The 21,967-nt window shown below is 70.9% G+C and carries 24 protein-coding genes; 11 read left to right on the plus strand and 13 right to left on the minus strand.

Annotated elements, in window-relative coordinates; translation table 11 throughout:
• Positions 1-19: 19 nt before the first annotated feature.
• On the plus strand, positions 20-499 hold the full coding sequence (locus ABD944_RS23910) for a carboxymuconolactone decarboxylase family protein (RefSeq protein ID WP_345179948.1): 480 nt from the start codon (positions 20-22) through the stop codon (positions 497-499).
• Positions 500-672: 173 nt separating this feature from the next.
• Here ABD944_RS23910 and sigJ read toward each other — a convergent pair whose 3' ends face one another.
• Positions 673-1,593, minus strand: coding sequence for an RNA polymerase sigma factor SigJ (gene sigJ / locus ABD944_RS23915; protein WP_345179949.1), 921 nt, complete (start codon positions 1,591-1,593; stop codon positions 673-675).
• Positions 1,594-1,795: 202 nt separating this feature from the next.
• Here sigJ and ABD944_RS23920 point away from each other — a divergent pair, with 202 nt between their 5' ends.
• Positions 1,796-3,262 carry an MFS transporter gene (locus tag ABD944_RS23920; RefSeq protein ID WP_345179951.1) on the plus strand — a complete coding sequence of 489 codons (1,467 nt, stop codon included), beginning with the start codon at positions 1,796-1,798 and terminating at the stop codon, positions 3,260-3,262.
• Here the strand turns inward: ABD944_RS23920 and ABD944_RS23925 are convergent.
• Positions 3,255-4,529 carry an MFS transporter gene (locus ABD944_RS23925; protein WP_345179952.1) on the minus strand — a complete coding sequence of 425 codons (1,275 nt, stop codon included), beginning with the start codon at positions 4,527-4,529 and terminating at the stop codon, positions 3,255-3,257. The two genes, ABD944_RS23920 and ABD944_RS23925, sit on opposite strands and share 8 nt — an antisense overlap.
• The gene (locus ABD944_RS23930; protein WP_345179954.1) at positions 4,508-5,683 is read right to left on the minus strand and encodes a glycosyltransferase family 4 protein; all 1,176 of its coding nucleotides are present in this window, start codon (positions 5,681-5,683) and stop codon (positions 4,508-4,510) included. Before ABD944_RS23930 ends, ABD944_RS23925 begins: the two co-directional genes overlap by 22 nt.
• Positions 5,684-6,198: 515 nt before the next feature.
• Here ABD944_RS23930 and ABD944_RS23935 point away from each other — a divergent pair.
• Both ABD944_RS23935 and ABD944_RS23940 read left to right on the plus strand, forming a co-directional pair.
• A complete protein-coding gene (locus ABD944_RS23935) occupies positions 6,199-8,358 on the plus strand; it encodes a hypothetical protein (protein WP_345179956.1) in 2,160 nt (719 codons plus the stop codon).
• A 2-nt stretch (positions 8,359-8,360) separates the two neighbouring features.
• Positions 8,361-8,621, plus strand: a complete 261-nt coding sequence (locus tag ABD944_RS23940) for a DUF6406 domain-containing protein (RefSeq protein WP_345179959.1) — start codon at positions 8,361-8,363, stop codon at positions 8,619-8,621.
• A 145-nt stretch (positions 8,622-8,766) separates the two neighbouring features.
• On the opposite strand, the gene ABD944_RS23945 is transcribed toward ABD944_RS23940, so the two are convergent.
• Complete coding sequence (locus ABD944_RS23945; protein WP_345179960.1) at positions 8,767-9,588, minus strand: NAD(P)H-binding protein; 822 nt, start codon at positions 9,586-9,588, stop codon at positions 8,767-8,769.
• An 87-nt stretch (positions 9,589-9,675) separates the two neighbouring features.
• On the opposite strand from ABD944_RS23945, the gene ABD944_RS23950 reads away from it, so the two are divergent.
• Both ABD944_RS23950 and ABD944_RS23955 read left to right on the plus strand, forming a co-directional pair.
• Positions 9,676-10,098, plus strand: coding sequence for a winged helix-turn-helix transcriptional regulator (locus ABD944_RS23950; protein ID WP_345179963.1), 423 nt, complete (start codon positions 9,676-9,678; stop codon positions 10,096-10,098).
• Positions 10,099-10,196: 98 nt separating this feature from the next.
• A complete protein-coding gene (locus ABD944_RS23955) occupies positions 10,197-10,547 on the plus strand; it encodes a hypothetical protein (protein ID WP_345179964.1) in 351 nt (116 codons plus the stop codon).
• Positions 10,548-10,573: 26 nt separating this feature from the next.
• Here the strand turns inward: ABD944_RS23955 and ABD944_RS23960 are convergent, their stop codons facing one another.
• From ABD944_RS23960 to ABD944_RS23970, 3 genes are all read right to left on the minus strand, one after another.
• Positions 10,574-10,969: a DUF3224 domain-containing protein gene (locus ABD944_RS23960; protein WP_345179966.1), complete on the minus strand. Its 396-nt coding sequence runs from the start codon at positions 10,967-10,969 to the stop codon at positions 10,574-10,576.
• A gap of 99 nt (positions 10,970-11,068) precedes the next feature.
• Complete coding sequence (locus ABD944_RS23965) at positions 11,069-11,686, minus strand: DUF3841 domain-containing protein (RefSeq protein ID WP_345179968.1); 618 nt, start codon at positions 11,684-11,686, stop codon at positions 11,069-11,071.
• Positions 11,687-11,735: 49 nt separating this feature from the next.
• Positions 11,736-12,899: a serine hydrolase domain-containing protein gene (locus ABD944_RS23970; protein ID WP_345179971.1), complete on the minus strand. Its 1,164-nt coding sequence runs from the start codon at positions 12,897-12,899 to the stop codon at positions 11,736-11,738.
• 229 nt (positions 12,900-13,128) lie between these two features.
• On the opposite strand from ABD944_RS23970, the gene ABD944_RS23975 reads away from it, so the two are divergent.
• Positions 13,129-13,590 carry a pyridoxamine 5'-phosphate oxidase family protein gene (locus ABD944_RS23975; protein ID WP_345179973.1) on the plus strand — a complete coding sequence of 154 codons (462 nt, stop codon included), beginning with the start codon at positions 13,129-13,131 and terminating at the stop codon, positions 13,588-13,590.
• A gap of 11 nt (positions 13,591-13,601) precedes the next feature.
• Here the strand turns inward: ABD944_RS23975 and ABD944_RS23980 are convergent, their stop codons facing one another.
• Positions 13,602-14,519 (minus strand): hypothetical protein, encoded by a 918-nt coding sequence (locus tag ABD944_RS23980; RefSeq protein ID WP_345179976.1) that lies wholly within the window; start codon positions 14,517-14,519, stop codon positions 13,602-13,604.
• 44 nt (positions 14,520-14,563) lie between these two features.
• On the opposite strand from ABD944_RS23980, the gene ABD944_RS23985 reads away from it, so the two are divergent.
• Positions 14,564-15,400: a 2,3,4,5-tetrahydropyridine-2,6-dicarboxylate N-succinyltransferase gene (locus tag ABD944_RS23985; protein WP_345179977.1), complete on the plus strand. Its 837-nt coding sequence runs from the start codon at positions 14,564-14,566 to the stop codon at positions 15,398-15,400.
• Here ABD944_RS23985 and ABD944_RS23990 read toward each other — a convergent pair.
• Positions 15,390-16,073 (minus strand): 4'-phosphopantetheinyl transferase family protein, encoded by a 684-nt coding sequence (locus ABD944_RS23990; RefSeq protein WP_345180042.1) that lies wholly within the window; start codon positions 16,071-16,073, stop codon positions 15,390-15,392. The genes ABD944_RS23985 and ABD944_RS23990 overlap by 11 nt on opposite strands.
• Before the next feature lie 33 nt (positions 16,074-16,106).
• On the opposite strand from ABD944_RS23990, the gene dapE reads away from it, so the two are divergent.
• Both dapE and ABD944_RS24000 read left to right on the plus strand, forming a co-directional pair.
• Entirely contained in the window at positions 16,107-17,183 is a 1,077-nt protein-coding gene (gene dapE, locus ABD944_RS23995) for a succinyl-diaminopimelate desuccinylase (protein ID WP_345179979.1), read from the plus strand.
• The gene (locus tag ABD944_RS24000; RefSeq protein WP_345179981.1) at positions 17,180-17,980 is read left to right on the plus strand and encodes an LOG family protein; all 801 of its coding nucleotides are present in this window, start codon (positions 17,180-17,182) and stop codon (positions 17,978-17,980) included. The genes dapE and ABD944_RS24000 overlap by 4 nt, the downstream gene beginning before the upstream one ends.
• A 69-nt stretch (positions 17,981-18,049) precedes the next feature.
• Here the strand turns inward: ABD944_RS24000 and ABD944_RS24005 are convergent, their stop codons facing one another.
• The 3 genes from ABD944_RS24005 to ABD944_RS24015 form a co-directional block, all read right to left on the minus strand.
• Positions 18,050-19,012, minus strand: a complete 963-nt coding sequence (locus ABD944_RS24005; protein WP_345179983.1) for a CU044_5270 family protein — start codon at positions 19,010-19,012, stop codon at positions 18,050-18,052.
• Positions 19,009-19,644 carry an RNA polymerase sigma factor gene (locus ABD944_RS24010; protein ID WP_345179985.1) on the minus strand — a complete coding sequence of 212 codons (636 nt, stop codon included), beginning with the start codon at positions 19,642-19,644 and terminating at the stop codon, positions 19,009-19,011. Before ABD944_RS24010 ends, ABD944_RS24005 begins: the two co-directional genes overlap by 4 nt.
• Before the next feature lie 76 nt (positions 19,645-19,720).
• A complete protein-coding gene (locus ABD944_RS24015; protein WP_345179987.1) occupies positions 19,721-20,068 on the minus strand; it encodes a hypothetical protein in 348 nt (115 codons plus the stop codon).
• Between the two features lie 190 nt (positions 20,069-20,258).
• Here ABD944_RS24015 and ABD944_RS24020 point away from each other — a divergent pair, with 190 nt between their 5' ends.
• Positions 20,259-21,302: a hypothetical protein gene (locus ABD944_RS24020; protein WP_345179989.1), complete on the plus strand. Its 1,044-nt coding sequence runs from the start codon at positions 20,259-20,261 to the stop codon at positions 21,300-21,302.
• A gap of 9 nt (positions 21,303-21,311) precedes the next feature.
• Here ABD944_RS24020 and ABD944_RS24025 read toward each other — a convergent pair whose 3' ends face one another.
• Entirely contained in the window at positions 21,312-21,884 is a 573-nt protein-coding gene (locus ABD944_RS24025; protein WP_345179990.1) for a hemerythrin domain-containing protein, read from the minus strand.
• Between the last annotated feature and the right edge of the window lie 83 nt (positions 21,885-21,967).

A 21,967-nucleotide genomic window follows, 5' to 3' on the forward strand; every position in this document is an offset into this window, starting at 1 on the left:
TCAGCAGAAGGGCAGGCCCGTGAACATCGAGATCCCCGAGGGCAAGGACCCGATCCAGTACGTGTGGGGCGAGATGGTGCCGGGCATCGGCCCCGCCGCCTCGAACCTCTCCCTCGCCGTCTACGCGCACACCACGCTCGGGCTCCGCGAGTTCGAGGCCGCCCGGCTCCGCGTCGCCCAGCTCAACGGCTGCCTGTTCTGCCTCGACTGGCGGACGGAGCGCGACGGCGAGAAGGTCGAGGAGGGGTTCGCCGACGCGGTGACCGAATGGCGCACCACGGGCGCCTTCGACGACCGCACCCGCCTCGCCGCCGAGTACGCCGAGCGCTACATCCTCGACCACCACGGCCTGGACGAGGAGTTCTGGACCCGGATGTCCGCCTGCTACACCCAGGCGGAGATCGTGGAGCTGAGCATGTGCATCGGCTCGTGGCTGGCCTTCGGCCGCCTCAACCGCGTCCTCGGCCTCGACGCGATGTGCGTCCTGCCGCACTCCTGACGCGGAGGCGGGCCCGGCGCCACCCCGCGCCGGGCCCGGTACGCGGGACAACCGCAGAACCCCTTCGGACCCAGGCATCAGCGAACCACGACCCCACGCATTAAGTCAACTATTCCGACTGTCTTAGTAGGTATTGCACGTGAGGGCGCGTGACGCCGTCACACGAGCGCCCATCAGCCGTCCCCCTCGCCCTGCTGGTCCTCATCGATGTGGGTCAGCTTGTCGGGGTTGGTGACGGCGTAGACGCCGCGGACGCGGTGGCCGTCCGCGTCCAGGTCGAGGACCATGACGGCGAACGGCGCGTCCTGGTCGAACAGCACCGCGGACGGGTCGCCGTTGACGGTGCGGTAGACGACGTCCAGATCCATGGGCCTCCGGGCGGCCGTCCCGGCGATGGCGCGCGCCACCTTGCCGGCCCCCTGGATGGGACGCAGCGCCGCCGTGGCCCTGGACTTGCCGCCGCCGTCCGTCCACAGCGTCACATCCGGCGCGAGGATCTCCATCAGCGCCTCCAGGTCGGCGCCGAGGGCGGCCTTCAGGAACCGCTCCGTCGCCTGCCGCTGCACCTTCGGGTCGGCCTGGTAGCGCGGGCGGCGGGCGTGCACGTGCTCCCGGGCGCGGTGCGCGAGCTGCCTGATCGCCGCCGGGCTGCGGTCGAGGATCGGCGCTATCTCGGTGTGGGCGTAGCCGAAGACCTCGTGCAGGACGAACACCGCCCGTTCCAGCGGCGTGAGCGTCTCCAGGACGACCAGCAGCGCCATCGAGACCGCCTCGGTGCGCTCGGCGGCGTCGTCCACGTCGGCGCGCGCCACCAGCGGCTCGGGCAGCCACGGCCCCACGTACGTCTCGCGCCGGCGGCTGATCGCGGCCTGCCGCGACAGCGCCGTGTTGACCGCGATCCGCACGAGGTAGGCGCGCGGATTCTCGACCTCGCCCGCGGCGCCGCCGCGCGACGCCCACGCCAGCCACGCGTCCTGCAGGACGTCCTCGGTGTCGGCGACGCTTCCGAGCATGTTGTACACCACCGAGAACAGCAGCTCCCGATGATCGGCGAACACCCGCGTGGCGGTGTCGTCCGCGATGCCTTCGGACATGGCTCGACCTCCTGTGCGCTCCCCCCTCAGAGCGAGACCGGACCCCCGATCGTGACATCCGCGACCGGAATGTGACCTGGACCTCATTCGCGTCCCGCCGTCACACACCCGCCCTCCGATCCGCTCATGGGTCGCGGAACGAATCAGCCAGGGGACCCTGGCGCCCCGCGCCCGGCGCGGGCCCACCGACCGGAGACCTCCCATGACCGAATCCCCTCCGTCCTTCCTCGCGACGGGACGCGGCAAGCTCACCCTGACCCTGCTGTGCGCCATCGCGTTCCTGGACTTCATCGACGCCTCGATCGTCAACGTGGCGCTGCCCGCGATCCGCGCCGACCTGGACTTCTCCGTCCAGGACCTGCAGTGGGTGCCGTCCGGCTACCTGCTGACCTACGGCGGGTTCATGCTGCTCGGCGGACGGCTCGCCGACCTGCTCGGACGCCGCCGGATCGTGGTCGCGGGCACCGCGCTGTTCTCGCTGTCCTCGGTCGCGGGCGGGCTCGCCGCCACGTCCGGGACGCTCATCGCGGCGCGGCTCGCCCAGGGCGCGGGCGCGGCGCTGATGCTGCCGGGCACGCTGTCGATCCTGACGACCACCTTCAAGGAGGGCGGCGACCGCGGGAAGGCGCTCGGCGTGTGGGGCGGCGTCGGCGGCGGCGCCTCGGCGGCCGGGGTCCTGTTCGGGGGGCTGCTCACCGACGGGCCCGGCTGGCGCTGGGTGATGCTCGTGAACGTCCCGGTCTGCGCGATCGTCATCGCCGGGCTGTTCCTGCTCGTCGAGGGCGACCGGCGCACCGCCCGGCTCGCCGGCTTCGACGCGCTCGGCACCGTCCTCGTCACCGGCGGCATGCTGCTTCTGGTGTTCACCCTGGTCAAGGCCCCGGAGGTCGGCTGGGACGCGGGCCGCACGATCGGCGGTCTCGCCGGAGCCGCCGCGCTCCTGGCGGCGTTCCTGCTCAACGAGCAGCGCAGCCGCGACCCCCTGCTGCCACTGTCGATCTTCCGGATCCGGGGGCTGGCCGCCGCGGACGTCACCCAGCTCGTCGCGGTCGCCGGGTTCCTGTCGATGTTCTTCTTCCTCAGCCTGTACATGGTGAACGTCCTCGGCTACTCGCCGCTGGAGACCGGTTCGGCCTACCTGCCGCTCTGCGCGGGCGTGGCGGTCGCCGCGGGAGCGTCCGCCCCGCTCATCGGACGCGCCGGGACCCGCCCGGTGATGATCGCCGGGCTGCTGCTCGCGGCCGCCGGCACCTACCTGCTGTCGCGCATCCCGGTGGACGGCCACTACCTCACCGACCTGCTGCCCGGCCTGATGGTCACCTCGTTCGGGCTCGGCTTCACGTTCGTGGCCGTCACCACCGCGGCCAACGCCAACGTCCCGCCGGGCCGGGCCGGGCTCGCGGCGGCGCTGCTCAACGCCTCCCAGCAGATCGGCGGCGCCCTCGGCCTGGCGATCTTCTCCGCGGTCGCCACCGCCCGCACCGACGACCTGCTGGCCGACCGCAGGCCCGTGCCCGAGGCGCTCACCGGCGGGTTCTCCCGGGCGCTGCTGGCCGGCTCCCTCTTCCTGGCCGCCGCGGCCGTCGTCGCCCTCCGCGCCGCCAACAGCCGAGGGGAGGCGTCCGCGCCGGAGCCGGAGAAGAAGGCCGGCCCCGTCCCCGTCACCTAGAGGCGATGTCCTTCGCGCCGGGGACGCGGATCAGTGTCGCCCCGAACAGGACGATGAGGCCGGACATGGCCAGGGCGAACTGGGACGGCGACAGACCGAGCGGCGACACGCCGGCCTTCCGCAGAAGGTCGGACGCGGCCCCGGCGAGCAGCGCGGCCAGCGCCAGGCCGAACCGCAGGACGGCGTGGAAGGCGGTGAGGGCGAGGTTCCGGTTGACGCCGCTCAGCGCCTCCTGAAGGTAGGTGATCCCGCCCACCAGGGCGCTGGTCGCCGCCGCGCCGAACAGCACGGCCCCGATGAACGCCCACGTCACCGTCCCCACCAGCGCCATCATGAAGATCACCACACCCTGCACGGCCGTCCCGACCCGGATCTGCACCTCCAGGTTCCGCACCTTGCGGTGAATGATCAGCAGCCCGACGAGCGCGCCCACCCCGAACAGCACCACCAGCGTCCCGAACTCCAGCGGCCCCGCGGTCAGGACGTTCCGCACGAACACCACGCCCAGCGAGAACAGCGCGCCCAGCCCGAGCGACACCACCGCCACCCCCGGCAGGACGCCGCGCACCACGGGCAGCCGCAGCGCCGCGAGGAGTCCGCGGGGCGACGCCTCCTGCTCGCTCCGCTCCACCTCCAGCCGCTCGGCCGGCCCCGGACCGAGATCGGGGATCGAGCGGATGGCGAGGTAGCAGGCGAGGTACGTCAGGGCGTCCAGCCAGAACACCACCAGGTAGCGCAGATGGGTGCCGAGGCCGATGTGCTGCGAGAAGTAGAGGATCAGCCCGAACGCCCCCGCGCCCACCGGGATCATCCCGTACGAGGTCGCCATCGTGATCCCGTTGGCGATCTCCAGCGTGCCGGTGTCGTGCCGGTTCTCCTCGTCCTCGATGAGGAACGGGATGGACGCGTCCCGGGCCGGCAGGAAGATCAGGCCCGCCACCTCGATCATGAAGGCCCAGAAGTACACCCACGCCAGCCACGGCACGATCGGCAGCGCCAGCGCCATGCCCGTCTGGACCAGGGTCGACCACATCAGCACGCTCCGCCGCCGCCAGCGCGTCACCACCCGCGCCGCCACCGGCGCGCCCAGCGCGGACGGGAGCAGCCGCAGCACCAGGACGCCGCCGACCGCCGTCGTGGAGTCGCTGAGCTCCAGCACGAAGTACATCAGCGCCAGCGTGCCCATCCAGTCGCCGAACGAGGACACCGTCTGGCCGATGATGAGCCGCCGGAAGTCGCGCTTGTTCAGCTGCTCCCTGAGTCCCATGCGGGCTCCATCCCCGGTGTGTCGTGCTTCGGCGGCGCGTCGAGGACGGAGCCCTTCAGCAGGGCGGCGAGCCGCCCCGCGGCGGCGTCCCAGCTCCACCGCTCGCACGTCCACCGCCGTCCGGCCGCCCCCATCGCGGCGGCGCGCGCGGGGGAGCCGAGCATGCGGTGCAGGGCCAGGGCGATCTCGTCCGGCCCGGTGGCGTCGACCAGGACCCCCGTCCGGCCGTCGATCAGGGACTCGGGGCTGCCGCCCGACCGGCCCACCACCACCGGCAGCCCCGACGCGGACGCCTCCAGCACCGACAGGCCCAGCCCCTCGGTCTGAAGCCCCGCCCGGTCGTCGCGGCACGGCAGCGCGAACACGTCGGCGGCCGCGTAGTAGCGCGGCAGTTCCGCCGCGGGAACGGGCCCGGCCACCGTGACCGTCCCGGGCGCCTCCCGGTCCGCCATCTCGGTGAGCCTGCGCCGCATCGGACCGTCCCCGACGATCACCAGCCGCGCGTCGGGGCACCGGCGCACCACGTCCCCCCACGCGCGGACCAGCATGTCGTGCCCCTTGCGCCGGACGAGCCGCGCGACGCTGAGCACCACCGGCCCGCCGCCGAGGCCGTGCCGGCGGCGGACCGCCGTCCCGTCCAGCCCCGGCCGGAACCGCACGGTGTCCACGGCCCCGGCGAGCCGCGCCAGCCGCGTCCGGTCGCCGACGGCGTCCCGCAGCTCCGGCAGCGTCGTCGTGCTGAGATGGGTGAGGACGTCGAACGACCGCGCCGCCGCCCGCAGCGCCGCCCGCGTCGGCGGAGCCCGGAACCACCCCAGCTCCTGCCCGTGCGCGGACCCGACCAGCCACCGCACCCCGGCCGCCCGCACCAGCGGCGCGTACATCCCGAACGGCGCCGCCGCCGTGATCCACCCCGCCTCGACCCGGTGCCGCACCACGAGCCGCCGCAGCCCCCGGAACAGCAGGTACCCGCGCCGCCGGACGACGGGGAACCCGAGCTCTGCGTCGAACTCCGCGGCCCCGGGCCAGGCGGGCGCCACGACGAGCAGCCGGTCTTCGGGCAGCCGGCGAGTCAACTCCCACGTGAACGTCTGCACACCGCCGGGCTCCGGTGGAAAGTGCCCGGTCAGCACCAACGTCCGCGGTATCTCCATGCGTCCACGATTTCCCGCCCAGACGCCCCCCAACCAATCCACCAGGCCACGAGCCGATATATGCCTCCCAAAGCACCAGCACAAGTCGACCCGAACCGACTAAAGGCAAAGAGAAGGGAGGGCGTAAGGAACATGGAGCAAATGCAACGGTAAACGAATGACAATCCAACGAAGCGCGGTCGACTCCGCACAGGGGAGACCGGGGCAGCTTGCCCGCGCCTCCCGAGACCGCCCTCCTCGCTGGACACGTGCCCGCGAGCTGTCGGGTGTGCGATGAGTCCATCCGGCAGCGTTGATCTCGCGAGGTCGACGATGAGGCGGTGGTGAGGGTGTCCGAGCCGCGGCATCGAAACAGGAGAACGACTCACTGATCAACGAAGCGTGCAATCCCTGAGCATTCACGCTTTCATAGACGACGGTGTGACCGGCCGAAGGCCCCGCTCGGCATCGGCCACCCAGGCTCGCATGGGGTCGACGCGGGCCGGTGTGGGTTCGTCTTGTGGAAGGGGCGCAGCGTGGGCTTGGAGCATCCCACCAGGACCGATGCCAAGGTCGAGAACACCGACCGGCCCAAGCCGTCCGACAAGCCTCCCGGGCCCCCACCGGACAACCCTGGCGCTCCCGGCTACCCGTCCCGCCGAGAAAGCCTCGCCCGCGCCCGCGAACCCGCACCGCAGGAGAGCGAGACCCAACAGCCAGCGATCAAAGACAGCGGCGCAAGGGGGACGGAAGCACGCGACAAGCTCGCCCCCACCGATGAGGAGAAGGACAAGCCGACAGGCCCCGAGACCTTTGACCGGGAAGACGATGCAGCCGAACAGGACGTAGAAGCAGACAACTCCAAGCCCGCCGAACAACCCGAGCAGGCCGAGCGGGACGAGCAGGCCGAGCGGGACGAGCAGGCCGAGCGGGACGAGCAGGCCGAGCAGGCCGAGCAGGCCGAGCACGACGAGCACGACGAGCACGACGAGCAGGCCGAGCAGGCCGAGCAGGCCGAGCGGGACGAGGGCAGAGGGGACGACGAGCGCACCGAGGGTGGGGAAGGCGCCGAAAGCGAGCAGCCTGACACGGGGCTGGGCAGCGACGACTCGCAGGGCGAGAGTGACGGCAAGCCCACTGACGCGCAAACCGAGAGAGTTGGCGAGAAGGCCGAGACGCATGACGACCCCGCTTCCTCAAAACGGCCGCACACCCTGCCGGCCGACAACCCAGGCTCCCCAGATCAGCCGTCCCGCCGAGAAAGCCTCGCCCGCGCCCGCGAAGACGCTCTGCAAGAGCGCGGGACACCAGGAACCGAAACTACGGACACCGGTGGTCAGCAACCCGCGGAACCCGCCGTCGAGCCCATGCCGCCATCACCGGAGAACGGCGGCTCGAAGAGCGAGCGTCCGCAGGAGCAGGACTCAAGGCTTCAGCAGGACCAGAATCCAGGCACCGGTGAACCACCGCCCGCCTCCGGAACGGGGAACGAGGACGCGCGCGACTTGGGGGCAGGTCTCGCTCGGGAGTCCGCGAATCAGCCGGAAGACGTGCCCGGCAATGACCTGGGTGCGCGGCCGATCAGCGAGCTGGACGGTGTAGCGGCCCCCAGGGGCTCCGATCAGGTGACAGACGACCCGAAGGGAAAGATCGCCGGGGAAGAAGAACCAGCCTCCGATAACGGACGTGTCGTCGACTACGACGAGGAAGTCGTCCTCCAACGCGGGATATCGGACCGGCTAAAGCAGTTTGCCGCCAAATTGGACCGAAGCGGCAAGCCAGAGGAGTTGAAGGGTACGGTAGATCGCCCGGACTCTCAGGACCCTTGGGAAAACCCGAAGAACATTCCCGATCGCTATGGTACGCCGCTGGATCGTGCTGACGGTACCCGGGTTCCACTGTTCTCCGATCAACTCACCCGGGAGCAGGCGGAACAGGGAGTGCTTGGGGACTGCGGGATCATAGCCACCCTTGGGGCAGTCGCTGAGAAATACCCCGAAGCCATCCGGAACAGCGTGATCGAACTTGGTGACGGCAGCTATGAAGTCCGCCTTCACGATACTGAGTACTCGAAGTCCAGGCAGCGTTACGAGCCGACCGGACGGTCTATAAAGCTCACGGTGACGCCTGAACTGCCGATCAAAGACAGAGATCCCAGTAGACCCGCATTCGCTGCGTTGACGGCAACGAATGTGGCATGGGCGCCTGTTCTGGAGAAGGCGATAGCCGGGCTGGATCAAACGTGGAGCACTGAACGCAAGGAGAGGGTCAACCGCATCTGGAAAGCGCAAGGCAAGCCTGGGGATGCGCCTACTGGTTATGTGCGGTTGAATCAGGGGAGCAGTTCTGAACATCGGGCCGAACTTCTCACACAGCTCACGGGCCGTCCCGCCAGAACGGTAGATTTTCCCACCGGCTATGATGGTCAAGGGCGAAGCGCTGATCGTCGGCTCCAGGACGAAATCGCTGATCATCTCTCCGAGGGCAGGCCTGTGCTGGTGGGAACCCGCGAGCTGAAGGAGAACGAGTTGCTTCTGCCGAAGAAGCTCGTTGCCGGCCACGTCTACGAGGTCACCAAGGTTGACGATCAGGGGAACTTCCACCTGCGTAACCCCTGGAGAGACAAAGAGCCCCTCCCGCTGACGGTCAAAGAGTTCAAGGCTTGCATTTGGCCGCCCTACACCACAATGGAGTGACGATGGCGATCGAGGAAATCGGCCTGAAGCAGGGTACGCAGACCTACATCGAGAACGAGATGAAAATCGGTCTGGTCGGTGCGCGCAAGGGGACTGAGGACCGCCCTCCAGAGATTGCTCTGTTCGTCAAGGACGATAGCGAGCGCGACTTGATCCTCCGTCCTGGAGACACCTTTCTCATCGGGAACCAGACCTGGAGGCTGGAGCGAGTCGAAGAGGCTGGCTGGGACAAGCTCGGCGCCGTTTTCGCCAGGATTGAATAGCGCTTTCAGGTGGCGGGTTCCTGTCGCCGGGTTGGTGTGCGCGGCTGGTGAGGTGGCCTTCTGGTGGGGGTCTGGGTGGGGACGCGTGTGAGTCCTCCCAGGGTGATTGCTGGGAGGACTCATCTCGTTGCCGTGCTGGTCGGTGTTATTGGGGTGCTGCCGGTTTTGTGGTGGAGGCGGCTGCGACGGCTGTAGCGAGTGGGTCTCGGATGGGGCGGCCGAGGACGTGGGCGAGGTCGGGGCTGGTGCCGTCGAGGAAGCCGTGCCGGATGCTTGTCGCGATCGAGACGAGCATGGGCGGCTGGAACGGCAGCAAGCCCAGCATCTCGTTCAGGAGTAGGCGCCGGTAATCGTCCAGGCCGATGGCGCGGTAGGGGACTCCGAGTCGTTCGGCCACCTGCGCTGTCGTGATCGGCGTGCCGGTCAGGTCGTAGGTGCGCCCGCTGTGCCGTGCCGGATCCTCAGCGATGATCGCCGCGGCCTCGGCGAGGTCCGCGCGGGAGACCGCGGCCAGAGCACCGTCGCCGAACGCGGACTCCACCCCGTCGTCGGCCCACATCAGCAGACCGCCGAAGAGTTCGGCATACAGGCCGTTGCGCAGGATCGTCCACGGCAGGCCGCAGGCGCGCACGAGCCTTTCGGTTGCGCGGTGCGCCAGTGCGAAAGCGAGGTGGTCGCCGGCGCCGGTCAGGCTCGTGTAGATGACGTGCCGGACGCCGTCACGGACGGCGGCGTCGAGGACGGCCTTGTGGCGCCCGATGACCTGGTCGTCCTCGGCATAGCCGGCGGAGATCAGCACCAGGGTCGATATGCCGGCCAGGTCCATGCCGGTGGGGTCGTCGAAATCGAGGCGCCGCATCCCGTCTTTGGGCGTGCGGCTGCCGCCTGTCGCGCTCGCGCCGCGGGCGTTGAGCGCCGCGAGCGTCGCCGAGCCGAGGTTCCCGCTCGCTCCGGTCACCAAGATCATGTCAGTCCCCGACTTCCGTAGTGGTTCTCTTCGGTAACTACGCTTGATCTTGATTTGCCCGCGCGTCGGCCACAAGGAGGCAGTCTCATGTCACCCACGCACACCGGGGTAACCGCCGCATCGGCGGCCCTCGATCCCTGCGGGCGGGCGGACCACCCGGACTGCGGGATCCGCGATGTCCTGGACCGCATCGGGGACAAGTGGTCGGTACTGGTGGTCGTTGAACTCGCGGGCGGGCCGCGGCGCTTCCGGGAGCTCCAGCGCGCGATCGACGGCATCTCCCAGCGCATGCTCACCCTCACGGTGCGCAGGCTGGAGCGCGACGGACTCGTCCTCCGCACCGTGTACCCGACCGTCCCGGCCCAGGTCGACTACCGCCTGACGGAGACTGGGACCAGTCTGACCCACCTGGTCAAAGCACTCGCCGACTGGTCCCTCACTCATCGCGACGTCATCGCTGAGGCGCGGCACCGGTACGACCAGACCAACCCCGGCCACGACATCCGGTAACGGGGACCGCAGATGCCGGGCGGTGCGCTTGGCGCTACGCCCCTAATGAGCTGAAAATGGGAGGGCCTCGGCGGTGCACTAGGGGCAGAATCGGATCCATGACGAACGTGGCCGACCGGCAGATTCCCGAGTACCTCGACTTTGTCGGGCCCGGGTGGCGCGACATCCTGATGCGGACCCACGCCGAACTCCTCGCTGTGCTGCCGAACTACCAGGTGGCCCAGGTCAAGGAGAAGTACGGGATGCTGGACGTCAACCTGGGCGGGTACGTCGACCCCGTCACTGGGGAGTTGGGCATCGACCGGGAACTCGGCAGCCGGGTCAGTGCGATTCTCGGGGCCGCCCGGGAAGAGTCGCGTCGCACCTGCGAGGTGTGCGGCGAGCCGGGCAGTGAGACCGGCCAGGCGTGGATCAAGACGCTCTGCCCCGACCACGCCCGGCGAACCTAGTACGCCAGTTGGAGTGCGCCGCGAAATTACAGGGTGTAAGCGAGGGTGAGCACCTGGAATTCACGTTCCATGGCCTGGCCGGAGATGCCGGCCAGGCCTCCGGTTCCGGAGTTGGGGACGATGCTGCCGTGGCTGCTTTGCTCGTCCCCGTCGGCGAGCCCGAAATGCTGGATGACGAACGTGCCCTGTCGCCCGTCGAGCGTCCCCTCGATCCGCTCGGACGCCACGTAACCGCCGCCCGCCTCTCCCTGGGCGGTCAACACCTCCGCGACGCCCGTACCGTCGATCACGCCCTGGTACCGCTTGCGGATCGTGACCCGGGTCATCTTGGGCCCCTCGGAAGGTTCCTCGTACACGCTCTCGTCGAAGTCGGTGATCTCGAACTTGGCCTCGACGGTGCGCTGTTCCTGCTGCTCGGTCATGGCGCCGAAGACTAGCCTGCGCCTCTCGAAGCGCCTTCAACCCCCGAGACCTTGTGTGCCCCGTGGGTCGTCTCGCTGCCGCTCGGCCGATTCGGGCGGTCAGGTGATCCGGACGGCTTCCAGCACTTCGTCGGCGTTCAGGGCGTGGGCGGTGCCCTGCCAGCATTCGAACGGGCCGTAGTTGCCTCGGTCGAGGATGCATTCCCAGGACTTCTCGATCTCGTTCCGCAGGTCGGTGGGCCACTCCCGGATCGGGGTGTCGCGCATACCTGTCGCGCGGAGGCGGGCGTCGAACTCGTCGTACGTCTCCTCCCAGCGGGCGAACGCGTCGTCCTCGGACTCGCCAGGGCGCCTCGGCATCCCCAGGCCCCTGTTCAGGACCAGATGCCACTCGTCGAAGTGGGAGAGGAGCACCCGGTCGCGCGGGACCCGGCAGGTGAGCAGCACCTGGCCGCGCGAGTGGCGACAGGCTTCGACCAGATGCTTGCGATGGGTGCGTGCCCAGAACCACAGTGCGCCGTCTCCGCTGGTCGGTAGGCGGGCCGCCATCATGCGGTAGATCCAGGCGTAGGCGTCCGCGAACGCTTCCTCAGCCAGTTTCGGGTCCGGCCTCAGTGTGCCCGTCGTGAGCAGGGTCTCCAACGCCTCGACCGGTTGGACGGTGTGAAGCAGCAGCCGCTCCGCGTCGAGGTCGTAGCCCATCCGACCGGCGGGCACGGCCTGTTCAGGCTTGGCATTCCGAACTGGAAAGGGGGCCACGCCGTCATCATGACGGCTTCGACGGGCAGAAGGCGGCCTCCACGGCCTTGCCCGCGTCGAACTCCACGGCGCTGGGCTTGGCGCTCAGGGTGAGCGACATCGCGAACTGGCGGCGGCCGTCTTCTGAGTAGAAGGTCAAGGCGATGGAGCCGGGGGCCAGCCCGCCCACGATGTAGAAATCGTCGACGCAACTGGTGCGGCGCTTGCCCTGGAGGCGCGAGTCGCCGGGCAGCCGGTCGGTCAGGACTCGCTGGAGTTCCGGCGGCAGCAGCCTGCCCTGGTTGAACGCCCGTTGGAAGACGCTGACGTCGTGCGCGGTGGAGACCACCCCTCCGGCCCCGCCGGTGTAGCCGGCGTTGAACCGGTCCACGTCGCGCAGCCTCCCCTCGGCGTCGGGGTAGTAGCCGTGGCCGTGCGGCCCCACGACGCCGTCCGGCGGCGCGACCATGAGGTAGGTCTTGGTCATCCCGAGCGGGCCGAACAGGTGATCGTGCAGCTCGGTGCCCAGGTCGTGGCCGGTCGCCCTTTCGATGATCATGCCGAGGAGGGTGTAGTTGGTGTTGGAGTAGGTCCACTTCTCGCCCGGTTCCCCGGTCCGGGGCCGGGCGCGGCTCCACCTCACCAGATCGAGCGGCTGGTAGGGGGTCGTGAAGTCGAACACGTCGAACGCGGGGTCGTCTCCCTCGCTCCCGTCCGGCTTCGGCTTTCCGGCGTACCAGTCGGGGATGCCGGAGGTGTGCCGGATCATCTGCCGGACCGTGATCTCGTCGGCCCGCTCCACCAGATCCTTCTCCGCCACCTCCGGCAGCAGGTCGCCGAGCTTGTCGTCCACGCCCAGCCGGCCCTCCTCGACCAGTTGCAGCACCACGGTGGCCACCATCTGCTTGGTCTGCGACCAGATCCGGAAGCGGGCGTTCGCCGGAATCTGTCCGCCCTCTCCGTCCAGCAGGCGCGAGCCCCCGCTGCCCTGCCCGACGGCCTTCCCGTCGAGGTAGGCCCCGCCGACAGCCCCCACGACCCCGGGAGTCCCGGCCAGTTCCTCCATCGCCTTCTGCACGTTCCCGGCCTGCGCCGGGGCGGCGGTGGCGGGCGCGGCCTGTGCCGCCATCGTCATGGCGAGACCGGCGGCGAGACCGGCCTTCAGCAGCGGGCGGACGTTCTTGTGCGACACCACGCGTTTCCTTTTCGTGTTCGCCTTCCGAAGCCGGGGAAAACGGCCCCCGGCACGAACCGCTGTGGTCCGTGCCCCCACCGAAGACGAAGGACTGTTGCGGCGGCGTATGCGCTTTTCGATACGCCCGCGATAGGCCGACAAGGCTGAGGCTGAGGGTTTCTCGGTCGCTGGGAGTAGGTCTCTCGCCTCATGCGCGCCTTGAGTCTGCTGGCTAAGGTCGGCGCTCATGCGGACCACGGGCATAGTCGGCCGCCAGGTGGCGGAACGTAGGCGCGACACCCTGGAGCGGCTCGTCAGCGAGCGGGATGTGTGGGTGTCGACGGCACACCCTGATCACGGCCCGCACCAGGTGCCGCTGTGGTTCATGTGGGACGGCGAAGCGGTGTGGATGTGCACCGGTGCCGGTTCCGCGACTGCTCGGAACGTCCGCGAGGAGCCCCGCGTGCGGCTAGGGCTGCCGGACACCTTCGACGTGGTGCTCCTCCAGGGCGAGGCAGAGTGCTTCCCGGACCGGGACGTGCCCGAAGACGCGGCGGAGGCCTTCACCGCCAAATTCGGATGGGACCCGCGCGCGGAGAAGGACCCCTATCTGTATGTGCGCGTAGTGCCGAAGGTCGTGCGCGCCTGGCGCGGCGAGCCGGAGCTGCGCGGCCGAGTCATCATGCGCGACGGGGCCTGGCTGGAATAGCGGCCCCCGAGCTACTGGACGATGACGGTGGTCTGGGCGGCCTGCTTGTCGTCCGTCCAGCCGTCGTGGCCGGCCTTGGACTGCCAGTGCTTGCCCGCGTAGCGGACCTCGGTCAGGCCGTAGGCCTGGGCGTGGGTGACGGCCCAGCTCGCGACGGCCCAGCCCGAGCGGGGGTTCGTGACCTGGATCGAGTTCCACGACTTCGGGTCGGACGGGGAGCCCGCCTTGAGGGGGCCGGGGCCGCCGACCTTCAGGCGGCTGCCGAAGGCGCGGCGCATCTCCAGGAGCGCCTCGGGGCGGCGGGACGTCGTCTTCTTGTCGGGCGGGTACCAGCAGCGGGCCGTGGCGGGCTCGCGGCCGGTGAAGGCGGTCGCGAGGAGCTTGCCGTCGGGCTCGTGCTGGGCGTAGGCGCGGCCGTCGGCGCTGCGCTGCACCTTCTGCGCCGCGTCGTGCAGGTCGCGGTCGAGGTAGTCCTTGACCTTGACGAGGGCGTCGAAGAACTTGCTGGTGGCCTGGACGGGGTCGCGAAGCTTGTCCGGCGTCCCCCAGCCCTGGGACGGGCGCTGCTGGAACATGCCCACCGAGTCGCGGTCGCCGTTCGGCAGGTTGTGGATGTGCGACTCCTGGATCGCGGTCGCGTAGGCGATCACCACGGCGCGTTCGGGGAGCTGCTTGCGGAACGCGACGGCGGCGATGGTGGCGGCGTTCGCGCCCTGCTCCAGGTCGAGCGGCATCTTGCCGAGGCTCGTGCGCACCTCGCAGCCGGACCCGTGCAGGTACGGGCGCATCCGCTGGAACGCCACGTAGCCGCCCACGCCCGCCAGCAGCACGACGACGCACAGGACCGCGGCCCAGCGGACGCCGCGCCGGCGGCGCCCGCCGCTCGCCCCCTCATCGGGGCGCGCCTTCAACCTCGCCCAAACAGCCACGCGAAGACAGTACTGGGAGATGGCCACCAGTAAGCTCAGGAGGCATGACCGAAACGTTCACCAGCCCGATCTCCGGCGGCATCGACGAGTTGTGGGAGCGGCGCGCCGAGCTGACGCCGGACGACGCCGAGGCCCGAGCGGCCATCGTGGCCGCCGTCGACCAGCTCGACGCGGGGGAGGCCCGCGTCGCCCGGATCGATCCCGCGACCGACGAGGTCGTCGTCGACGAGCGGGCCAAGCGGGCGATCCTGCTGAGCTTCAAGGTCCTCGGCATGGCGCGCTCGCAGGTGGGCGACTTCCGGTACCACGACCGCATCCCGCTGAAGACGCGGCTGGACGGCGTGCGCGTCGTGCCGGGCGCCATCGCGCGGTGGGGCGCCCACCTGGCGCCGGGCGTGGTGCTGATGCCGTCGTTCACCAACATCGGCGCCTACGTCGACTCCGGGACGATGGTCGACACGTGGGCCACCGTGGGGTCGTGCGCGCAGGTCGGCAAGAACGTCCACCTGTCGGGCGGCGTCGGCATCGGCGGCGTGCTGGAGCCCCCGAACGCCAAGCCGGTGGTCATCGAGGACGAGGCGATGATCGGCAGCCGGTCCATGATCGTCGAGGGCGCGCGGGTGGGGCGCGGCGCCGTCGTCGGGTCGGGGACGAACCTGTCGGCGTCCATGCCGGTCATCGACGTGGAGACGGGCGAGGAGATCAGCCGCGGGCGCATCCCCGACTGGTGCGTCGCGGTCGGCGGCACCCGCTACAAGGAGTTCAAGGGAGGCACGTTCGGGCTCCCGGCGGTGCTGATCCTCAAGCGGCTGGAGGAGGGGCAGCGCCACGACAAGGCGTCCCTCAACGACATCCTCCGCGACCACGGCATCAACACCTGAGCGGGAACTCGGCGACGTCGAGGGGGCGGTCGGTGAGGACGGCGGCCGAGGCGGCGTAGCCGGGGCCCGCGTCCAGGTCGGCGAGGCGGACGGGCGAGACGGCCGCCTCGCCCTCCCAGCCCAGCACCTCGGGGGGCTCGTCCGGGCCGGACACGTGGATGGCGGTCATCGGCGCGGCCAGGCCGTGGCCGGTGGCCTTCAGAAGGGCCTCCTTCCGGCTCCAGTAGACGTGAAAACCGCGCTTCCGGTCGGTCATGGCCTTCAGCGCCTCCGATTCGGCGGCGGTGAGGACCATCCGGGAGAGGCCGTCGATGTCGCGGTCGCTCTCCTGCTCCACGTCCGCCCCGACCTCGGCGCCCTCGACGACGACGAGCAGGACGCGGTCCCCCGAGTGGGAGAGCGAGAAGTCCAGGCCGCTGCCGGGCAGGCGCGGCTTGCCGTGCGCGTCGCCGCACAGGCGGCAGTCGGTGGTGAAGCGCAGGTCGCGCGGGGCCCGGCCGGTGGCCTCGGCGAGGACCGTGCGCGCGAGGAACCGCCCGGTGACGAACCGGGCCTTGTCCTCGGCGCGCATGAACCGGTCGTAGCGGGCGCGCTCCCCGTCGTCGAGGAGGTCGCGCATCCGGGGTTCGTCGGCGGGACGCGCCCAATGGACGGCGCACTCCAGTACGGGCATCTCCACGGACGCGATGATAGATAACCTTCGACCATGGGGCTTGATCTGTACTCGGACGTCGCGGACCTGACGGCGGCGGTCGTCGACATCGAGTCGGTGAGCGGCGGGGAGGAACCCCTGGCCGGGGCCGTCGAGGAGGCGCTGCGCGCGCTGCCGCACCTGGCGGTGGAGCGCGTCGGCAACAACGTCGTCGCGCGCACCGATCTCGGACGGGCCGAACGGGTCGTGCTGGCCGGGCACCTCGACACCGTCCCGCTGAACGGCAACCTCCCGTCCCGCGTGGAGGGCGACCGGCTCTACGGCTGCGGCACCACCGACATGAAGAGCGGCGTCGCGGTCGCGCTGCGGCTCGCCGCGACCGTCGCCCGGCCCAGCCGCGACGTCACCTACGTCTTCTACGACTGCGAGGAGGTCGAGGCCGCGCGCAACGGGCTGCGGCACCTCGCGCAGGCACGGCCGGAGCTGCTCGCGGGCGACTTCGCGGTGCTGATGGAGCCGACCGGCGGGCTGATCGAGGGCGGCTGCCAGGGCACGATGCGCGTCGAGGTCACCGCGACGGGGGAGCGGGCGCACAGCGCGCGCGCCTGGATGGGGTCGAACGCGATCCACTCGGCAGGGGCGATCCTGGACGTCCTGCGCGCCTACGAGCCGTCCCGCCCGGTCGTGGACGGGCTGGAGTACCACGAGGGCCTGAACGCGGTGTTCATCTCGGGAGGCGTCGCCGGGAACGTCATCCCGGACGAGTGCGTCGTCACCGTGAATTATCGGTTCGCGCCCGACAAGTCCCTCGCCGACGCGGAGGCGTACCTGCGGGAAACCTTCGCCGGCTTCCAGGTGACGGTCACCGACGGCGCGTCGGCCGCCCGCCCGGGGTTGCACCACCCGGCCGCCGCCGCGTTCGCCGCGGCGAGCGGCGCGGAGGTCCGCGCGAAGCTCGGCTGGACGGACGTCGCCCGCTTCGCCGAGCTCGGCGTCCCGGCCGTCAACTACGGCCCCGGCGAGCCGACCCTCGCGCACACGCGGGACGAGTACGTCGAGATCCCTCTCATCGCCGAGTGCGAGCAACGAATGCGCACGTGGCTGGAGGGTCCCATTACCGTGGCCTCATGACATCGGAAGTGAATTCCCGCTCGCGCCGGCAGGGGCCGGCCATGCTGCGGGGGAAGGCCGTCCCCCCGACCACGACCGACCAGCGGCTCCTGGACGGCCGCGGCCCGGTCGACTGGGTGCACGCCGACCCGTGGCGGGTGCTGCGGATCCAGGCGGAGTTCGTCGAGGGCTTCGGCCTCCTCGCCGAGCTGCCGAAGGCCGTCAGCGTCTTCGGCAGCGCCCGCACCAAGCCGGACTCGCCCGAGTACGAGCTCGCGGTCGACATCGGCGCCCGCCTGCACGAGGCCGGCTACGCCGTGATCACCGGCGGCGGGCCGGGGATCATGGAGGCGGCCAACAAGGGCTGCGACGAGAACGGGGGCCTGTCGGTCGGCCTCGGCATCGAGCTGCCGTTCGAGCAGAAGCTGAACGACTACCTCGACATCGGCCTGGAGTTCCGGTACTTCTTCGTCCGCAAGACGATGTTCGTGAAGTACTCGCAGGCCTTCGTCGTCCTGCCGGGCGGCTTCGGGACGCTGGACGAGCTGTTCGAGGCGATCACCCTCGTCCAGACCAAGAAGATCACCCGGTTCCCGATCGTGCTGGTCGGCACGAGGTTCTGGGGCGGCCTGCTCGACTGGGTCAAGGAGTCGATGCTGACCTCCGGCAAGATCTCGCCGCAGGACATCGACCTGATCCACCTCACCGACGACCCCGAGGAGGTCGTCCGGATCATCATCGAGGGCCACACCCGGGCCCAGCAGGAGATCATCGAGTCCCGCGCCGCCGCCGAGGCCGCGGAGACCGCCGGGGAGTAGCCCCCGTCCCGTGGACCTGCATGATCCCCCGATCATGCAGGTCCAGACGGTCTCCGCGTGCGGGGGGCGCTACCTGGGCGCCCGGTCCGTCCACTCGGCCGTGATCGCGGCGCCGCCGGGGACGGTGACCCGCGCGCCGTCCGCCGAGACGAAGAAGTCGGTGTCGGTGATGCGGGACGTCTTCGGATCGACGACCAGGTGCGCGTCCCCTCCTCCGCCGAAGGAGATCGACAGGCCCTGCCCGCCCTTGACCGCACCGAGGTCCTGGACGTTCGGATAGGCGGCGATCGCGCGGAAGGCGGCGGCGCGGACCTTCGGCGGGGCCGGGAGCTGGGAGACGAGGGAGAGCAGCCCGTCGAAGACGGAGCGCTCCCGCGCGGCGGCGTCGGGGCGGCCGGCACTGGTCTCGATGCCGCCGCGCTCCAACCCGGCGGCGATCCGCGCCTTCAGTGCGCCGGGAGAGCTCGGAAGGCTCTGGAGCTGGGCGAGGGTGACGCCGGGGCCGCCGAGCCGGAACGGGGCGGGACGGGTCAGCGGGACCACCTTGCCGCCCGTCTTCTCTCCCTTCCACCAGACCCGGCCGTCGCGCCCGGTCCAGCTCTCCAGCGAGGTACGGGCGCCGCCCTCGCGAGCGGTGGACACCGTCCTGACGTACCAGTACGCGCCGCCTCCCGCCGGCGTCTTCGCCGCGGTGGTGGCGGCCACGAGCAGGACCTGCCGGCCGGACGGGGCCGACGCCCCCGGGCCCCCGTCAGGCTTCCGGGCCCCTCCGGTGCCGACGGCGCCGATCGCCACCGCGGCGGCCGCCGCGGCGATCGCGGTGCTCGCCGCGGCGAGGAGGAGGGGGCGCCGCCTGGAGGGGCGGCGCGGAGCCTGCTCGGCCGATCGAAGGTCCTGCTGGATCTCGCTCATCACGAACTCCTGGAGTCGTTGGCGGCGGTCGCCCGGCAGATCCCGCTCCGCCGGCACCGGCAGCAGCCGGGCCAGCTCCTCACGCTCGTCCGGGTTCGGCTGGATCGGTGTGGAATTCATCGGGTCTTCTCCTGAGCGGACCGGACCGCGATCTCGCGGTCACCCTCTTGCTGTCCGTGGCCGGAAGGCGGTTCCCGGTCTTCTGCGGGCGGCCGGGCGCCTCCGGTGGTGAGGCCGTCGAGCTTCCTGCGGGCGCGCGACAGCCGGGAGCGCACCGTGCCGACCGGCACGCCGAGCGCTTCGGCGGCCTCGGCGTAGCCGAGCCCCGACCAGACGCACAGCGCCAGCACCTCGCGCTCGGGCTCGCGCAGCGCCGCCAGCGCCGCGCGCATCAGGGCGAGCCGCTCGCGATCGTCGATGCGGCCCGCGGCCTCGTCGGTGAAGTCCGGGACCGTGTCGCTCCTCGGAAGCCGCGCCAGCGCGCCGTCGTGCCGCCTGGCCGCGCGGCGCACGTTGCGGGCGACGTTGGTGGCGATGCCCAGCAGCCAGGGACGCAGCGACCCCTCCGCCTCGACGTCGACCCTCTCGCGAAGGCGCCATGACTCCAGGAAGGTCAGGGACACCACGTCCTCCGCCGTCGCCCAGTTCCCCGTCAGGCGGAAGGCGTGGTTGTAGACCGAGCGCACCTGTTCGTCGAACAGTTCTCTGAACGCATCCGGATCCCCGGCGTGAACCCGGGTACGCAAACTCATCTCCACATGCGGGGACTGTTCGCCGGAACGTTCAGGTTCCCGTGACCTGCGTCACACGACACGGCCGGTCCGGGCTTCATCCACTGGCGATCACGGCTGCCGGGGTCACGATCGCGAGCACGACCTGTCCCGTGACCAGGATCGGGTGGATTCGCCGGGTCGCCGTCCAGGAGGAGCGGAGGATCAGGGCGGTGACGCCGGCCGCGGCGATGGCCCAGAAGGACCACCACGCGATGGGCATGAGGATGCCGGAGGCCGGATCGCACTGCTCCCCGTAGGTGAGGCACCGGCCGTACTCGGGGGTCGCGAGCACGCAGATCCAGGCGAGCGCGGTGGCGGGGAGCAGCAGGGCGAGCGCGATCGCCGCGGCCACGCGCCAGCCCGAGCGCTTCCGGGAGACGGCAGCGGTGTTCTCTGTGGTCACGACTTCAGTGAACAGCCCCCCGGACGCTTGATCGATCCGTGCGGCTACTCAGGTCCGTCCGGTGGGGTACTCAGCGAGGTCGTCGCGCCCAGCGGACTGTTGACGGCGGGTGCCGGCGCCGATAGGAAGAGGGCTTTGTGTCGTGCGCCGGAGGGTGTTGCGGCCGACCGGAAGTGGGGCGCGGAGCGGGATGCCGGGGTTGCGGCGAGCGGGGCTGTTCGGAGTGGTGCCGCTGGTGGCGATCGCCGTCGCCGTGTTCGCCTGGTACCGGCTCAGCGACACCGGCAGGGACTGGCGCTACCGGGACGCGCTCGCCGGCTTCTGCCAGGGGCTCGTCCCCGAGGCCGAGTCCGCCGTCCTCACCGGCCACGAGGCGAGCGGTCTCGGACGCGACGAGCACATCGCGGACGACGCCCTGCGATGGGAGCGGTGCACGGTCGCCGACCTCAGCCTCACCATCGGCGACGTCGCCGACACGCTGGACAACACCGGCGCTCCCGGAGCGTTCTTCACCCGGCTGCACCGCGGCTCCGGCGAACTGCCGGTGGCGCTGGGCGGCGGCTGGGAGGGCTACACCGATCTGCGCAACACCGCCGTGGTGTTGCCCTGTGCCAACCGGCCCGCGTCCGTCCTGGTGTCGGCGGCCTCACAGGAGACGCTCGCGGATCCCGCGAAGGCGCATCAGGTCGCCCGACTCGTCACCGCCACCGCGGTGCGGGCCGCCCGCCACTACGGCTGCGCCGCCAGGCCCGGCGGCCCGGTGCCGCCCGTGCCGAGGCCGACCGGGGAGACGGCCCCCGAGAACGCCGGCGGCACCTGCGCGGGCATCCCGGTCGCCACCGCCGTGGACCGGGGCGAGGTCAACTGGATCAAGTGGACGGACGGCGGGGGGAGCGCGCCGGTCGAGGAGTGCGTGCTCGGCAAGACCGTGGCCTTCTCCGCGGCGGCGTACCACTTCCAGGCGAACTACGGCCCGTACGCGCAGAGGCTGCGGACCACCCGGTACGACGGCGGGCATGGCGGCCGCTACGGCCTGAAGGCCGATTCCGGCCTCGACACCCACAGCGCCTGGGCCACGGCACGCTGCCCGGGGCACACCGCGCGGGCGCTGTTCCTGGTCGACGCGACCGAGTACGCCGCCCCGACGAAGTCGTTCCTGCGGGCCGCACTGCGCGCCTTCGCCGGGCGCGCCGTCGAGCGGCACGGCTGCACGGACCTCCGGCCGCCGCGCTGAACGGCCGGGTCAGCTCTTGTCGCGGGCAGCGCGGATCATGTCGCGGACGCGGTCGGTCACCGCGGCGAGCGGCCCGGCGAGCATGTTCCTGGTCGCGGACTCCACTCCGGGATGCGGGCGCGTGGGCGCGGTGGCCTCCGCCGCGCGGACGGCGGCGGCGAAGCCCCTGAGCTGGGCGGGGCTCAGCTCGTCCTTGAGCCGGTCGAACTCGTAGCGCTCCTCGGCGCGGGCATGGGTCAGCACGTCCACGCGAAGCTTGTCGAGCGACTTGAGGAAGCGCGGATCGCCGGGGTCCATGCCGTCCAGCTCGGCGAGCAGCTCCTTGGCCTCGCGCTCCTCGGCCAGCCGGTCGTCCACGATGCCGTCGCCGCCGGGCAGGCGCCGGGCCACGGGGTGGACGATCTCCTCCTCGGCGGTCTCATGGACCGCCAGCAGCTTGACCAGCTGCCGGAAGGCGTCCCTGCGCTCGGCGCCCTCGGAGTTCATGACCTCGTCGAACAGGTCCCTGATCCGGCCGTGCTGCGCGCGCAGCAGGTCGACGACGTCCTCGGTGGTCCCGGTGTCGGCGGGTGTGGTCCGCATGGCCTCTCTCGCTTTCTCGCTCGGCCGCGGCCTGGCGCGGAGCGCCGAACGGCGCGGTGGGTGGGCGATGCGGCGGGCCGTAC

Source organism: Actinomadura verrucosospora (assembly GCF_039540335.1).
Taxonomy (GTDB): domain Bacteria; phylum Actinomycetota; class Actinomycetes; order Streptosporangiales; family Streptosporangiaceae; genus Spirillospora; species Spirillospora verrucosospora.